Origin of the sequence: Bradyrhizobium sp. SZCCHNGR1005 (assembly GCF_032489995.1) — a bacterium.
Classification (GTDB): domain Bacteria; phylum Pseudomonadota; class Alphaproteobacteria; order Rhizobiales; family Xanthobacteraceae; genus Bradyrhizobium.
Map to the genome: position 1 here is coordinate 1 of NZ_JAUEZC010000004.1, position 17,337 is coordinate 17,337.

2 protein-coding genes are annotated in these 17,337 nt (G+C 67.1%); both read left to right on the forward strand.

Features of this window, described 5'->3' with window-relative positions; translation table 11 throughout:
- A partial coding sequence (locus QXZ85_RS17830; RefSeq protein WP_316174560.1) for a non-ribosomal peptide synthetase occupies window positions 1–4,938 on the forward strand: 4,938 nt, incomplete at its 5' end.
- Window positions 4,938–17,327, forward strand: a complete 12,390-nt coding sequence (locus tag QXZ85_RS17835; protein ID WP_316174562.1) for a non-ribosomal peptide synthase/polyketide synthase — start codon at window positions 4,938–4,940, stop codon at window positions 17,325–17,327. The genes QXZ85_RS17830 and QXZ85_RS17835, both read left to right, overlap by 1 nt.
- Window positions 17,328–17,337: the final 10 nt, after the last annotated feature.

Here is a 17,337-nt window from a genome sequence, read left to right on the forward strand (position 1 = left end):
TCGGCGATCGTCCGGCTGGACCGGCTGCCATTGTCGCCGAACGGCAAGCTCGACCGCAACGCGCTGCCGGCGCCGGAGTGGCAGGGCCGGGGCGAGATCATCGCGCCGCGCAACGCCACGGAAGAAGCGCTCGTCGCGATCTGGCGCGAGGTGCTCAAGCGCGAACGTGTCTCCGTCACCGACAACTTCTTTGAACTCGGCGGCGACTCGATCCAGTCGATCCAGGTGGTGGCGCGGGCCAAGCGGGCCGGGCTGAGCCTGACGGCGCGGCAGGTGTTCGAGCAGCAGACCATCGCAGCGCTTGCGGCGGTCGCCGGTCATGCGACGGCGGTCACGGCCGAGCAGGGGCTGGTGACCGGCGAGGTGCCGCTGAGCCCGATCCAGCACTGGTTCTTCGAGCAGGAGCTCGCAGCGCCGCATCACTTCAACCAGACGGTGCTGCTGGATGCGGCTGCGGCGGTGACGCCTGGACTGGTGAGCGAGGCAATGAGCCATCTGCTGCGCCATCACGATGCGCTGCGGCTGCGCTTTGATCGCCATGGCGAGAGCTGGCGGCAGCTGCATGCGCAAGAGGAGACCGGCCTTCAGCTCGCCTGCGAGCCGATCGACCTCACCGAGCTTGGCGCGGCGGTGCAGCCCGCGGCGTTGAAGAAGCATGCCGACCGGCTGCAGGCGAGCCTCGATCTGGCCGACGGCCCCTTGCTTTGCGCCGGGCTGTTCGATCTCGGGGAGCAGGGCAAGCGGCTGCTGCTGATCGTCCATCACCTGGTGGTGGATGGGGTGTCGTGGCGGATCCTGCTGGAAGACCTCACCACTGTTCTCTCGGCCTTGCAGCGGGGCGAGCCGGTCAGGCTGGCGGCAAAGACCACCTCGTTCCGGGTCTGGGCCGAACGGCTGGCGGCGCATGCCGGCTCCGATGCCCTGCAGCGCGAGCTGGCTTATTGGCAGGGGCAGCCCTGGGCGGAGGCGTCCCGTCTGCCGCGCGACCATGACGGCGGGACCAACCGTGCCGACACGGTGCGCATGGTGAGCGTGACGCTGGATGCGGCGCAGACGCGGGCGCTGCTGCAGGACGTGCCCGGGGTCTATCACACCCAGATCAACGACGTGCTGCTGACGGCGCTGGTCGAGGCTTGTGCCGAGTGGACCGGACAACGACGGCTGTTGGTTGCGCTCGAAGGCCATGGCCGCGAGGAGCTGTTTGCCGAGCTGGACGTCTCGCGCACGGTGGGCTGGTTCACCAGCCTGTTCCCGGTGCTGCTCGAGGTCGAAGGCACATCCGATGCCGGCGCGGCGCTGAAGGTGGTGAAGGAGCAATTGCGGGCCGTGCCCCACCGCGGCATCGGCTATGGCCTGCTGCGCTATCTCGCTGGCGCAGCCGTGCCGGAGGTCAGCCCCGAGATCAGCTTCAACTATCTCGGCCAGCTCGACGGCAGCGGCGGAGCAGGGGCCTTGCGCTTTGCGCCGGAAGACGTCGGTGCCCAGCAGGACGGGCGCAACCGGCGGGCGCATCTGATCGACGTCTCCGCCCATGTCCGCGACGGCTGCCTGCAGCTGCAGTGGTTCTACAGCTCCGAGCTGCATGAGGCCGCCACGATCACGGCGCTCGCCGAGGATCATGTCGCAGCCTTGCGTGCGCTGATCGCGCACTGCGCGGCGAGTGACGGCGGCCTGACGCCGTCGGACATCCCGCTGGCCGGACTGCGCCAGGACGAGCTTGACCGCGTCGTCGCCTCAGTCGGCGGGCCACAGCAGGTCGAAGACATCTATCCGTTGTCGCCGACCCAGCAGGGCATGCTGTTCCACAGCCTCTATGCGCCCGAGAGCGCGGTCTATGTGATCTCGCTGGCCTGCCGGCTGGAAGGTGCGCTGGATGGCGATGCGTTCGAGCAGGCTTGGCAGACAGTGGTGGCCCGTCACGCGGTGCTGCGCTCGGCCTTTGTCGGCCAGGATCTGGCGGTGCCGCTGCAGGTGGTGTTGCGCGCAGCGAAGCTTCCGTTCGTGCGCGAGGATTGGCGAGGCTTGCCTGCTGCCGAGCAGGAGGCGCGGTTCGAGGCCTTGCAGCAGGTCGAGCGCAGCCGAGGCTTCGACTTCGCATCTCCGCCGCTGCTGCGGCTTTGCCTGATCCGGACCGGGGATAATGACTACCGCCTGCTCTGGAACAGCCATCACATCCTGTTCGACGGCTGGTCGATCCCGCTGCTGCTCGATGAGGTGTTCGCAGCCTATGTGGCCCTGAGCCGGCGCGAGGCGCCGCAGCTGATCCCGCTGCGTCCGTTCCGCGACTACATCGCCTGGCTGCAACGCCAGGACATGGCTGCGGCGGAAGCCTATTGGCGGCAGCGTCTGGCCGGCTTCGGCACGCCGAGTTCGCTCGGGCTCGGCCGTCCTGCGGCCTCGGCGCCTGCAGAGCAAAGCCAAGACCGCTATGCCGAGCAGGCCTGCGAGATCGCGCTTGGCGCGATCGAGAGCTTCGCGCGTCGGCACCGGCTGACCGTCAACACGCTGGTGCAGGGGGCCTGGGCGCTGCTGCTCGGCCGCTACGGCGACAGCAATGACGTCGTGTTCGGCGTTACGGTGTCGGGCCGTCCGGCCGAGTTGCCTGAGGTGGAGCGCACGGTCGGGCTGTTCATCAACACGCTGCCGCTGCGCCTGGTGCTGCCGGAGCAGGCAAACGTGCTGGAGTTTCTGGGTGAGGTGCAGGCGCGGCAGAGCGAGCTGACCGACTACCAATACTCTCCGCTTGCCGAGGTGCAGCGCTGGAGCGAGCTGCCGGCTGCGACGCCGCTGTTCGAGAGCATCGTGGCGTTCGAGAACTATCCGGCGGAGATGTCGGCGCTGGGCGGGCTCGCCGAGACGGTCCGGATCAGCGAGGTCCGTCCGCTGGAGCGCACCAATTATCCGCTGACCCTGCAGGTGACGGTCGGCGAGCAGCTCTCGTTCCGCCTGATCGCGGAGCGCGAACGGTTCGAGACAACCGCGGTCGAGCGCTTGCTCCAGCACCTGGCGCGGCTGCTGGGGGAGATCGTGGCCGATGCGGACCGGCCACTCTCGGCGCTGTCGCTATTGAGCGATGCCGAGCAGCAGCAGGTGGTCAGCGCATTCAACGCCACGGCGGCGGGTACTCCGCAAGGGCTATTGCATGAGCCGTTGGCGATCCAGGCGGCGCGCACGCCTGACAGAATCGCGCTGCGCTTTGCGGACGCCACCTTGAGCTACGGCGAGCTCGACCGCCGTGCTAACCAGCTGGCGCATCATCTGCAAGGGCTGGGTGTCGGCCCCGACGTCGTGGTCGGCGTGCTGGCCGAGCGATCGTTGGAGATGGTGGTCGCGCTGCTTGGTATTCTCAAGGCCGGCGGAGCCTATCTGCCGCTCGATCCGAGCTATCCGGCCGAGCGGCTGGCCTACATGATGGATGACGCCATGGCGCCGGTGCTGCTGACCCAGGCGAACCTGGTCGAGCGCCTGGCTGCGGGCGCGGCGAGCGTGGTGCGGCTCGATGCCGACTGGCCCGAGATCGCGCGCCATCCCGACACCGCGCCAAGCACCAGCTGCACGCCGGCCAACCTCGCTTACGTGATCTACACCTCGGGCTCGACCGGCAGGCCGAAGGGGGTGATGAACGCCCATCGCGGCATCGTCAACCGCCTGGCCTGGATGCAGGCGGCCTATCAACTCACGCCCGACGACCGGGTGCTGCAGAAGACCCCGTTCGGCTTCGACGTCTCGGTGTGGGAGTTCTTCTGGCCCTTGGCCCACGGCGCCGAGCTGGTGATCGCCCGGCCCGGCGGCCATCAGGATCCGGCCTATCTGGCCGAGCTGATCGAGCAGGCCAGGGTAAGCATCGTCCACTTCGTGCCCTCGATGCTGCAGGCCTTCCTGGAGGCTGCGGATCTGAAGCGATGCGGCTCCTTGCGCGCGACCATCTGCAGCGGCGAGGCGCTGGCGGTGGAGACGCAGAACCGCTTCCTCGACCTGCTGCCGTCGTGCCGGCTGCATAACCTCTACGGCCCGACCGAAGCTGCGGTCGACGTCAGCGCGTGGGCGTGCCGGCTGGAGCCTGCCGCCACGCAGGTGCCGATCGGCCGTCCGATCAGCAACATCCAGCTCTACGTGCTGGATCATCGCCTCAACCCGGTTCCGATCGGGGTGGCCGGCGAGCTCCATATCGGCGGCATCGGTGTTGCCCGCGGCTATCTGCGGCGGCCTGGGCTGACTGCGGAGCGGTTCGTGCCGAATCCGTTCACGCCCGGCGAGCGGCTGTACCGCACCGGGGATCTCGCGCGCTGGCGCAGTGACGGCGCGCTGGATTACCTCGGCCGCATCGATCACCAGGTCAAGATCCGCGGCTTCCGGATCGAGCTCGGCGAGATCGAGGCGGCGCTCTCGGCCCATGCCGAGGTGGAGCAGGCCGCGGTGGTGGTGCGCGAGGACAGCGGCGAGCGGCGGCTGGTCGGCTACGTCACGACACGCGACGATGCGCGCTGCGAGGCCGACGCGTTGCGGCGGCATCTGCAGGCTATGCTGCCGGACCACATGGTGCCGTCGGCGATCGTCCGGCTGGACCGGCTGCCATTGTCGCCGAACGGCAAGCTCGACCGCAACGCGCTGCCGGCGCCGGAATGGCAGGGCCGGGGCGAGATCATCGCCCCGCGCAACGCCACCGAAGCCGCGCTCGCTGCGATCTGGCGCGAGGTGCTCAAGCTGGAACGCGTCTCCGTCACCGACAACTTCTTCGAGCTCGGGGGGGACTCGCTGTCGGCGACGCGCGCCATCGCCCGCGTGCAAAGGGAATTGCAGGTGGCCCTGCCGCTCAAGGCGATGTTCGAGACGACGACGCTTGGCCAGCTTGCCGACCGGATCGAGGTTCTTGGCTGGGCGAATGCCGGACCGCTTGCCGTCGAAGCGGAAGCCGAACTGGAGGAAGGGATCATCTGATGATTGAAAACCTGCTCTCCCTGCTGCGGCGCGACGGCGTCCAGATCTGGTCTGAAAATGGTCAGGTACGTTACCGTGCTCCTCGCGGCGTGATGACGCGCGAACGGATTGATGAGGTCCGCGCGCGTCAGCAGGAAATCACCGCGTTTCTTGAAGATATCCGCTCGCAGAACAGCGAGCTGCCGCCGGTCGTGCCTCGCTGTACGAGCGAGCTGCCCTTGTCCTTTGCACAGGAACGACTGTGGTTTCTTGAGCAACTCGGCAGTGCGGGCTCCTCCTACCATGTCGCCGTCGCACTTCGGCTCGAGGGCGAACTCGACGCGAATGCTCTTGAGCAAGCTTTGAGCGAGATCGTTTGGCGGCATGAAATGCTGCGGACCCGGTTCGAGACGGTGAGCGGGCGCGCCGTTCAGATCGTCGATCCTGCGGCGTCGTATCGGCTCGATGTCTTGGACCTCTCACATCTTTCCAGGCAGGAGCAGAACGCTGAGCTGGATCGGCAAAGCCGAGAGCACGCTGCTGAACCATTCGATCTCAGCGCGGCGCCACCCTTCCGCACCCGGCTGATCCGGCTTGGGTCCGAGCAGCACCTCCTGCTACTCGCCATGCATCACATCATCTCGGATGCGTGGTCGTCGGAGGTTCTGATCGGAGAGGTCACCGCGCTGTACCAGGCCTTCCGCGCAGGGAAGCCTTCTCCGCTCGAGCCGTTACCGGTGCAATATGCTGATTATGCGCTCTGGCAGCGGCAGTGGCTCCGAGGCAACGCGCTCGAGCGCCAGCTCACCTATTGGACCGAGCGCCTGGCAGGTTCGTCTCCCCAACTCGATCTTCCGACCGATCGCTCGCGACGACCGGACCCAACGTTCGCCGGCGCTCATCATCGGATCTCCATCGCGGAGGCGACTGTCACAGCGGTTCAGCGCCTGGCCCGACAGGAGAATGCCACTCTGTTCATGGTGCTGCTATCCGCATTTCAGCTGCTGTTGTCGCGCTATTGCGGTCAGACCGACATTCTCGTCGGGTCGCCGGTCGCCGGCCGGCGCCGGCATGAGCTCGAGGGATTGATCGGCTTCTTCGCCAATATCTTGGTGCTGCGCGCGAACTGCTCCGGCCAGCAGAGCTTCAGGGAGCTGCTGCAACAGGTCAAGACGACAGTGCTCGATGCCTATGCGCATCAGGACCTGCCATTCGAGCGGCTCGTCGAAGCGCTTCAGCCGGACCGCGACATGGCTCGGCATCCGTTGGTCCAGGTGATGTTCGCGCTTCAGCAGGCGCCGTTCGAGGGGCTTGTCATTCCTGGTTTGCAACTGACGCCGATCCCTGCCGAGAATAAGCAGGCCAAGTTCGATCTGACTGTTCATGTTTACGACGCGAAGCGAGGTCTGGACGTATCGATCGAATATGCGACCGAGCTGTTCGATCAAACAACGATCGAGCGCCTGGCGTGCCACTTCGCACAACTGCTGGACGCCATTGCTGCCAATCCGGATTGGCGGATTCGCGATCTCCCGCTGCTGAGCGAATTGGAACGACGCGAGCTCTTGGTTGAATTGAACAACACGGCACGGCGCTATCCAGCCGAACGCAGCCTGCACGAGATATTTGCCGACCAAGCCGTGCGCTATCCGAATGCAATCGCGGTGGATGATGGAGGGCGCCGCATCAGCTATCGCGAGCTCGATGCCTGGAGCAACGGGATCGCCGCCGGCCTACGCGGACTTGGCATCGTTCCTGGCGCAGCCGTTGGCCTCTCCGGCGAGCGCTCGGCCGGCCTGATCGCGGGCATGCTCGGAATCCTAAAGGCCGGTGGCTGCTACGTGCCGCTCGATCCGAGCTACCCGGAGGAGCGCCTGACCTTCATGGTAAGAGACGCCGGCTTGGCTGCGGTCGTCGTTGCTCCAGGCGGATGCGCTCCGGCTGAACTGCCCTCGCTCCGCGTGGCCGATGCGCCTTATACGGATGCGCAGCCGTCGGCTGAGCTGGGCGGCGAAGCGGTCGCCTACGTAATGTATACATCGGGCTCGACTGGGCTTCCCAAGGGCATTGCGGTGCCGCATCGGGCGATCGCGCGTCTGGCCATTGGAGCCGACTACATCGCGCTCTCGCCAGGCGATCGGGTGAGCCATCTTTCGAGCCCGTCCTTTGATGCGGCCACGTTTGAATTGTGGGCGGCGCTGCTCAACGGATGCTGCATCGTCATCATTGATCGGGACACTGCACTTTCGCCGAGCCGGTTCGCCGCCACCGTGCGGGAGCGACGTCTCGATAGTGTGTTCGTGACCACGGCGCTGTTCAATCGGCTGGCGCAGGAGGCTCCTGACATCTTCGCGTCCGTCAGGGATGTGTTGTTCGGCGGTGAAGCGGCGGACCCGCAGGCCGTACGCACCGTGCTCGAGCACGGCGCGCCGCGGCGACTGCTGAATTTGTATGGACCTACTGAGGGCACAACCTTCAGCACGTGGATGGAGGTCAAGGCCGTCCCAGCTGATGCGCGAGCGATTCCGATCGGCCGTCCGATCGCCAACAGCACCTGCTACGTGCTCGATGCCGCGCTCCAGCCCGTCCCGATTGGGGTCGCGGGTGAACTCTATGTCGGCGGCGCCGGCCTCGCCCACGGCTATTGGGGCCGGCCGGCTCTGAGCGCCGAAAACTTCATCCCTGATCCGTTTGGTCGGGCCGGTGGCCGGCTCTATGCGACAGGCGACATCGTGCGCCGCCTTGCCGATGGCGCTATCGAGTATCTGATGCGGCGTGACGGCCAGGTAAAAATCCGTGGCTTCCGCATCGAACTGAGCGAGATCGAAGCCGCGTTACGGCATCATGTCGGCGTCGCGCAAGCGGCGGTCTTGGCGCGCGACACCGCGACCGGCAAGCAGCTCGTCGGCTACGTCGCGGCAAAGCCGGACCGGACGCTCTCGACAGATGCGCTGCGACAGCACCTGCAAAGGTCGCTTCCGGACTACATGGTGCCCGTGCACATCGTGGTGCTGGACTCCTTGCCGCTGACAGCGAATGGGAAAGTCGACCGTGCCGCCTTGCCGGAGCCGACGCCTCAGTCGAATGATCAGCGCACGATGCCGACGGGGGGCGTTCAGGAGGTCGTATCCGCAATCTGGTGCGACGTACTGCAGCTCTCGGAGCTGGGTGTCGACGATAACTTCTTTGCGTCCGGCGGCCACTCCTTGATCGCGGCGCAACTGATCGGACGGGTGAATGCCGTATTCCAGGTGGCGATACCTCTGCGGGCAGTGTTCGAGGCGCCGACGATCAGGATGCTGGCGACGAAGATCGATGAAGCGCAGCGCCAGCAGACCGGATTGGTTGCGCCAGCACTCGTCCCAGGGCCACGCGTCCGGACTCTTCCGCTGTCGTATGCCCAGGAGCAGCTCTGGTTTCTCGACCAGGTCGAAGATGTAGGGGCGGCCTATAATATGGCTGGTGCGCTTCGCCTCGACGGTCTGTTAGATGGGCCCGCGCTGCAGTGTGCGTTCTCAGAGATCGTGCGTCGCCATGCGAACCTGCGTACCCGCTTCGAGCTCGTGGATGGCCGCGGCGTCCAGGTGATCGACGAGACGCAGGCGTTTCGGATCGGGTTCACCGATCTTGGGGCGCTTGAGCGCGAAGAACGGCAGATCGAGGCACGCCGGCTGATCAACGATCATGCCAGGCAACCTTTCGATCTTCGCACAGGGCCGCTGCTCCGTGCCATGCTCGTCAAGCTCGGCGAACGGGAGCATCTTCTGCTGGTCAACATGCACCACATCATCTCGGATGGGTGGTCGCTCCGGGTATTGTTGCGGGAACTTGGGCTGCTCTATCGCGCCGAAGTGGAGGGGCGCACTGCGTCGCTGCCGAACCTTGCCGTTCAATACGCCGATTATGCGCTGTGGCAGCGCAACTGGCTCGATGGCGACGTTCTCAGTCGCTACGTCGACCACTGGCGCGGCCAGCTGGCTGGTGCTCCGACGACGCTGGAGTTGCCGACCGACCGGCCGCGGCCGCCGGTGCAGTCCTTTGCGGGCGCGACAGTGCCGTTCGTCGTATCAGGTGAGCTGCGTGCGCAGCTCATGGCCTTGGCACGCCGCGAAGACGCAACCTTGTATATGGTGTTCCTCGCTGCGTTCTCGCTTTTGCTCTCTCGCTACAGCGGCCAGCAGGATATTCTCGTCGGGTCTCCGGTTGCAGGTCGTTCTCGGCTGGAGCTGGAAGGCCTGACCGGAATGTTCGTCAACATGCTGGTCATGCGCTGCGAACTCTCCGGAGATCCTACGTTCAGGGATTTTCTCGGTCGGATCAAGGAGACCGCGCTCGGGGCTTATTCACACCAGGACATTCCGTTTGGGAAGCTGGTCGATGCATTGCAGCCGGAACGCGTCCTGTCGCGACATCCGCTATTCCAGGCCTGTCTGTCATTCGAGAACACGCCGTTCGACTCCCTGGAATTGCCGGGTGTCGCCGTCAGCCGGATTGAAGCCGATGCCGAACATCAGACGGCAAAATTCGATCTCACGCTGTATGTGCAGGAGGTGCCGTCCGGCATCGAATGCTCCCTCGAGTATGCGACCGATCTGTTCGATCGCGCGACCATCGACCGTGTGATCGGTCATTTTTTGCAACTTCTTGATCAGATTGCCTGCAAGCCGGACCGAGCATTGTCCGAAATCGATCTGCTGAGCGAGGCGGAGCGGCGGCGGCTGATCGTGGACTGGAACGACACCGCGGCGAGCTACCCGCAGGATGTCTGCCTGCACGAGCTGTTCGCCGCGCATGCGGAACGCCGGCCGGATGCGGTTGCGGCGATCTGGGAAGATGACGAGCTTTGCTATGGCGAGCTCGATCGCTGCGCCAACCAGCTGGCGCATCATCTGCGCGGGCTGGGCGTCGGCCCCGACGTGATCGTCGGGCTGTGTGTGGAGCGCTCGCTGGACATGGTGGTGGGGGTGCTCGGCATCCTCAAGGCGGGCGGGGCCTATCTGCCGCTCGACCCGCGCTATCCGGCCGAGCGGCTGGCCTACATGCTGGATGATGCCAAGGTTGAGGTGCTGCTGACGCAGGAGGCGCTGCTGCAGCGCCTGCCGGCGAGCGATGCGATCGTGGTGCGGCTCGATGTCGATGGACAGGCGATTGCCGCGCATCCCGAGACGGCGCCGATGAGCGGTGTCGATGCCGATCATCTGGCCTATGTGATCTACACCTCGGGCTCGACCGGCAAGCCGAAGGGGGTGATGATCAGCCATCGCGGCATCATGAACCTTGCCGACGCGCAGCTGGCACGGCTGCCGCTGGAGGAGAGCGACCGCATCCTGCAGTTCGCCTCGATCAGCTTCGATGCGGCGGTGTGGGACCTGGTGATGAGCTGGCGGGTCGGGGCGGCGCTGGTGCTGGCGGCCCAGCACGAGCTGATGCCGGGCGAGCCGTTGCGCGAGCTGCTGCTGCGGCAGCGCATCAGCACGGTGCTGCTGCCGCCGGCGGCGCTGGCCGCCTTGCCTGTCGCCGAGTTCAAGGATCTGAAGACGCTGCTCGTCGGCGGCGAGGCCTGCTCGGCGGAGCTGTTGCGGCCATGGCTGGCGGGGCGGCAGGTATTCAACGCCTATGGTCCGACCGAAGCCAGCGTGTGCACCACCATGTTCCGCTGCGACGGCGCTGGCCGGCCGCCGATCGGCCGTCCGTTGCCGAACACCAGGAGCTATGTGCTGGACCGGCGACTGCAGCCGGTGCCGGTCGGGGTGGCCGGCGAGCTCCATATCGGCGGCATCGGTGTCGCGCGCGGCTATCTGCGGCGGCCGGGGCTGACGGCGGAGCGCTTCCTGCCGAACCCGTTCACGCCCGGCGAGCGGCTGTACCGCACCGGAGACCTGGTGCGCTGGCGCGCCGATGGCGAGCTGGAGTTCTTGGGGCGGCTGGATAGCCAGGTGAAGCTGCGTGGCTTCCGCATCGAGCTCGGCGAGATCGAGGCGGCGCTGCTGGCGCAGCCCGGCGTGACGCAGGCTGCAGCTGTCATACGCGAGGATGGCGCGGGCAAGCGGCTCGCCGCCTATGTGGTGGCGGATCCGGAAGCCTCGACCGACATCAGCGAGCTGCGCCGCCAATTGCAACAGATGCTGCCGGACTACATGGTGCCGTCGGCGATCGTCCGGCTGGACCGGCTGCCATTGTCGCCGAACGGCAAGCTCGACCGCAACGCGCTGCCGGCGCCGGAGTGGCAGGGCCGGGGCGAGATCATCGCGCCGCGCAACGCCACGGAAGAAGCGCTCGTCGCGATCTGGCGCGAGGTGCTCAAGCGCGAACGTGTCTCCGTCACCGACAACTTCTTTGAACTCGGCGGCGACTCGATCCAGTCGATCCAGGTGGTGGCGCGGGCCAAGCGGGCCGGGCTGAGCCTGACGGCGCGGCAGGTGTTCGAGCAGCAGACCATCGCAGCGCTTGCGGCGGTCGCCGGTCATGCGACGGCGGTCACGGCCGAGCAGGGGCTGGTGACCGGCGAGGTGCCGCTGAGCCCGATCCAGCACTGGTTCTTCGAGCAGGAGCTCGCAGCGCCGCATCACTTCAACCAGACGGTGCTGCTGGATGCGGCTGCGGCGGTGACGCCTGGACTGGTGAGCGAGGCAATGAGCCATCTGCTGCGCCATCACGATGCGCTGCGGCTGCGCTTTGATCGCCATGGCGAGAGCTGGCGGCAGCTGCATGGGCAGGACGAGGCTGCCGTTCAGCTCGCCTGCGAGCCCATCGATCTCACAGAGCTTGGCGCGGCGGTGCAGCCCGCGGCGCTGAAGAAGCATGCCGACCGGCTGCAGGCGAGCCTCGATCTGGCCGACGGCCCCTTGCTGCGCGCGGCGTTGTTCGATCTTGGGGAGCAGGGCATGCGGCTGCTGCTGATCGTGCATCATCTGGTGGTGGACGGGGTGTCGTGGCGGATCCTGCTGGAGGACCTCGCCACTGTTCTCTCGACGCTGCAGCGGGGCGAGCCGGTCAGGCTGGCGGCGAAGACCACCTCGTTCCGGGTCTGGGCCGAACGGCTGGCGGCGCATGCCGGCTCCGATGCCCTGCAGCGCGAGCTGGCTTATTGGCAGGGGCAGCCCTGGGCGGAGGCGTCCCGTCTGCCGCGCGACCATGACGGCGGGACCAACCGTGCCGACACGGTGCGCATGGTGAGCGTGACGCTGGATGCGGCGCAGACGCGGGCGCTGCTGCAGGACGTGCCCGGGGTCTATCACACCCAGATCAACGACGTGCTGCTGACGGCGCTGGTCGAGGCTTGTGCCGAGTGGACCGGACAACGACGGCTGTTGGTTGCGCTCGAAGGCCATGGCCGCGAGGAGCTGTTTGCCGAGCTGGACGTCTCGCGCACGGTGGGCTGGTTCACCAGCCTGTTCCCGGTGCTGCTCGAGGTCGAAGGCACATCCGATGCCGGCGCGGCGCTGAAGGTGGTGAAGGAGCAATTGCGGGCCGTGCCCCACCGCGGCATCGGCTATGGCCTGCTGCGCTATCTCGCTGGCGCAGCCGTGCCGGAGGTCAGCCCCGAGATCAGCTTCAACTATCTCGGCCAGCTCGACGGCAGCGGCGGAGCAGGGGCCTTGCGCTTTGCGCCGGAAGACGTCGGTGCCCAGCAGGACGGGCGCAACCGGCGGGCGCATCTGATCGACGTCTCCGCCCATGTCCGCGACGGCTGCCTGCAGCTGCAGTGGTTCTACAGCTCCGAGCTGCATGAGGCCGCCACGATCACGGCGCTCGCCGAGGATCATGTCGCAGCCTTGCGTGCGCTGATCGCGCACTGCGCGGCGAGTGACGGCGGCCTGACGCCGTCGGACATCCCGCTGGCCGGACTGCGCCAGGACGAGCTTGACCGCGTCGTCGCCTCAGTCGGCGGGCCACAGCAGGTCGAAGACATCTATCCGTTGTCGCCGACCCAGCAGGGCATGCTGTTCCACAGCCTCTATGCGCCCGAGAGCGCGGTCTATGTGATCTCGCTGGCCTGCCGGCTGGAAGGTGCGCTGGATGGCGATGCGTTCGAGCAGGCTTGGCAGACAGTGGTGGCCCGTCACGCGGTGCTGCGCTCGGCCTTTGTCGGCCAGGATCTGGCGGTGCCGCTGCAGGTGGTGTTGCGCGCAGCGAAGCTTCCGTTCGTGCGCGAGGATTGGCGAGGCTTGCCTGCTGCCGAGCAGGAGGCGCGGTTCGAGGCCTTGCAGCAGGTCGAGCGCAGCCGAGGCTTCGACTTCGCATCTCCGCCGCTGCTGCGGCTTTGCCTGATCCGGACCGGGGATAATGACTACCGCCTGCTCTGGAACAGCCATCACATCCTGTTCGACGGCTGGTCGATCCCGCTGCTGCTCGATGAGGTGTTCGCAGCCTATGTGGCCCTGAGCCGGCGCGAGGCGCCGCAGCTGATCCCGCTGCGTCCGTTCCGCGACTACATCGCCTGGCTGCAACGCCAGGACATGGCTGCGGCGGAAGCCTATTGGCGGCAGCGTCTGGCCGGCTTCGGCACGCCGAGTTCGCTCGGGCTCGGCCGTCCTGCGGCCTCGGCGCCTGCAGAGCAAAGCCAAGACCGCTATGCCGAGCAGGCCTGCGAGATCGCGCTTGGCGCGATCGAGAGCTTCGCGCGTCGGCACCGGCTGACCGTCAACACGCTGGTGCAGGGGGCCTGGGCGCTGCTGCTCGGCCGCTACGGCGACAGCAATGACGTCGTGTTCGGCGTTACGGTGTCGGGCCGTCCGGCCGAGTTGCCTGAGGTGGAGCGCACGGTCGGGCTGTTCATCAACACGCTGCCGCTGCGCCTGGTGCTGCCGGAGCAGGCAAACGTGCTGGAGTTTCTGGGTGAGGTGCAGGCGCGGCAGAGCGAGCTGACCGACTACCAATACTCTCCGCTTGCCGAGGTGCAGCGCTGGAGCGAGCTGCCGGCTGCGACGCCGCTGTTCGAGAGCATCGTGGCGTTCGAGAACTATCCGGCGGAGATGTCGGCGCTGGGCGGGCTCGCCGAGACGGTCCGGATCAGCGAGGTCCGTCCGCTGGAGCGCACCAATTATCCGCTGACCCTGCAGGTGACGGTCGGCGAGCAGCTCTCGTTCCGCCTGATCGCGGAGCGCGAACGGTTCGAGACAACCGCGGTCGAGCGCTTGCTCCAGCACCTGGCGCGGCTGCTGGGGGAGATCGTGGCCGATGCGGACCGGCCACTCTCGGCGCTGTCGCTATTGAGCGATGCCGAGCAGCAGCAGGTGGTCAGCGCATTCAACGCCACGGCGGCGGGTACTCCGCAAGGGCTATTGCATGAGCCGTTGGCGATCCAGGCGGCGCGCACGCCTGACAGAATCGCGCTGCGCTTTGCGGACGCCACCTTGAGCTACGGCGAGCTCGACCGCCGTGCTAACCAGCTGGCGCATCATCTGCAAGGGCTGGGTGTCGGCCCCGACGTCGTGGTCGGCGTGCTGGCCGAGCGATCGTTGGAGATGGTGGTCGCGCTGCTTGGTATTCTCAAGGCCGGCGGAGCCTATCTGCCGCTCGATCCGAGCTATCCGGCCGAGCGGCTGGCCTACATGATGGATGACGCCATGGCGCCGGTGCTGCTGACCCAGGCGAACCTGGTCGAGCGCCTGGCTGCGGGCGCGGCGAGCGTGGTGCGGCTCGATGCCGACTGGCCCGAGATCGCGCGCCATCCCGACACCGCGCCAAGCACCAGCTGCACGCCGGCCAACCTCGCTTACGTGATCTACACCTCGGGCTCGACCGGCAGGCCGAAGGGGGTGATGAACGCCCATCGCGGCATCGTCAACCGCCTGGCCTGGATGCAGGCGGCCTATCAACTCACGCCCGACGACCGGGTGCTGCAGAAGACCCCGTTCGGCTTCGACGTCTCGGTGTGGGAGTTCTTCTGGCCCTTGGCCCACGGCGCCGAGCTGGTGATCGCCCGGCCCGGCGGCCATCAGGATCCGGCCTATCTGGCCGAGCTGATCGAGCAGGCCAGGGTAAGCATCGTCCACTTCGTGCCCTCGATGCTGCAGGCCTTCCTGGAGGCTGCGGATCTGAAGCGATGCGGCTCCTTGCGCGCGACCATCTGCAGCGGCGAGGCGCTGGCGGTGGAGACGCAGAACCGCTTCCTCGACCTGCTGCCGTCGTGCCGGCTGCATAACCTCTACGGCCCGACCGAAGCTGCGGTCGACGTCAGCGCGTGGGCGTGCCGGCTGGAGCCTGCCGCCACGCAGGTGCCGATCGGCCGTCCGATCAGCAACATCCAGCTCTACGTGCTGGATCATCGCCTCAACCCGGTTCCGATCGGGGTGGCCGGCGAGCTCCATATCGGCGGCATCGGTGTTGCCCGCGGCTATCTGCGGCGGCCTGGGCTGACTGCGGAGCGGTTCGTGCCGAATCCGTTCACGCCCGGCGAGCGGCTGTACCGCACCGGGGATCTCGCGCGCTGGCGCAGTGACGGCGCGCTGGATTACCTCGGCCGCATCGATCACCAGGTCAAGATCCGCGGCTTCCGGATCGAGCTCGGCGAGATCGAGGCGGCGCTCTCGGCCCATGCCGAGGTGGAGCAGGCCGCGGTGGTGGTGCGCGAGGACAGCGGCGAGCGGCGGCTGGTCGGCTACGTCACGACACGCGACGATGCGCGCTGCGAGGCCGACGCGTTGCGGCGGCATCTGCAGGCTATGCTGCCGGACCACATGGTGCCGTCGGCGATCGTCCGGCTGGACCGGCTGCCATTGTCGCCGAACGGCAAGCTCGACCGCAACGCGCTGCCGGCGCCGGAATGGCAGGGCCGGGGCGAGATCATCGCCCCGCGCAACGCCACCGAAGCCGCGCTGGCCGCGATCTGGCGCGAGGTGCTCAAGCTGGAACGCGTCTCCGTCACCGACAACTTCTTTGAACTCGGCGGCGACTCGATCCAGTCGATCCAGGTGGTGGCGCGGGCCAAGCGGGCCGGGCTGAGCCTGACGGCGCGGCAGGTGTTCGAGCAGCAGACCATCGCAGCGCTTGCGGCGGTCGCCGGTCATGCGACGGCGGTCACGGCCGAGCAGGGGCTGGTGACCGGCGAGGTGCCGCTGAGCCCGATCCAGCACTGGTTCTTCGAGCAGGAGCTCGCAGCGCCGGATCACTTCAACCAGACGGTGCTGCTGGATGCGGCTGCGGCGCTGACGCCTGGACTGGTGACACAGGCCCTGGTCCATCTGCTGCGCCATCACGATGCGCTGCGGCTGCGCTTCCATCGGCAGGGAGAGAGCTGGCGGCAGCTGCATGGGCAGGACGATGCTGCCGTTCAGCTCGCCTGCGAGGCCATCGATCTCACAGAGCTTGGCGCGGCGGTGCAGCCCGCGGCGCTTAAGAAGCATGCCGACCGGCTGCAGGCGAGCCTCGATCTGGCCGATGGCCCCTTGCTTTGCGCCGGGCTGTTCGATCTCGGCTCCCAGGGCCGGCGGCTGCTGCTGATCGTCCATCATCTGGTGGTGGATGGGGTGTCGTGGCGGATCCTGCTGGAGGACCTCGCCACTGTTCTCTCGGCCTTGCAGCAAGGTGAGCCGGTCAGGCTGGCGGCAAAGACCACCTCGTTCCGGGCCTGGGCCGAACGGCTGGTGGTGCATGCCGGCTCGGAGAGCTTGCAGCGCGAGCTGGCCTATTGGCAGGGCCAGCCCTGGGCGGAGGCGTCCCGTCTGCCGCGCGACCATGACGGCGGGACCAACCGTGCCGACACGGTGCGCATGGTGAGCGTGACGCTGGATGCGGCGCAGACGCGGGCGCTGCTGCAGGACGTGCCCGGGGTCTATCACACCCAGATCAACGACGTGCTGCTGACGGCGCTGGTCGAGGCTTGTGCCGAGTGGACCGGACAACGACGGCTGTTGGTTGCGCTCGAAGGCCATGGCCGCGAGGAGCTGTTTGCCGAGCTGGACGTCTCGCGCACGGTGGGCTGGTTCACCAGCCTGTTCCCGGTGCTGCTCGAGGTCGAAGGCACATCCGATGCCGGCGCGGCGCTGAAGGTGGTGAAGGAGCAATTGCGGGCCGTGCCCCACCGCGGCATCGGCTATGGCCTGCTGCGCTATCTCGCTGGCGCAGCCGTGCCGGAGGTCAGCCCCGAGATCAGCTTCAACTATCTCGGCCAGCTCGACGGCAGCGGCGGAGCAGGGGCCTTGCGCTTTGCGCCGGAAGACGTCGGCGCCCAACAGGACGGGCGCAACAGGCGGGCGCATCTGATCGACGTCTCCGCCCATGTCCGCGACGGCCGCCTGCAACTGCAGTGGTTCTACAGTCCGGCATCTCACGACGCATCGACCATCGAGGCTCTTGCAGCGGGTCTTGTCGCATACCTGCAGGCTCTGATCGAGCACTGCGAAATCAGCGATGGCGGCTTCACGCTGTCTGATTTCCCACTCCTCCAGGGCCACCTCACTCTCTGAGATCGGAGCC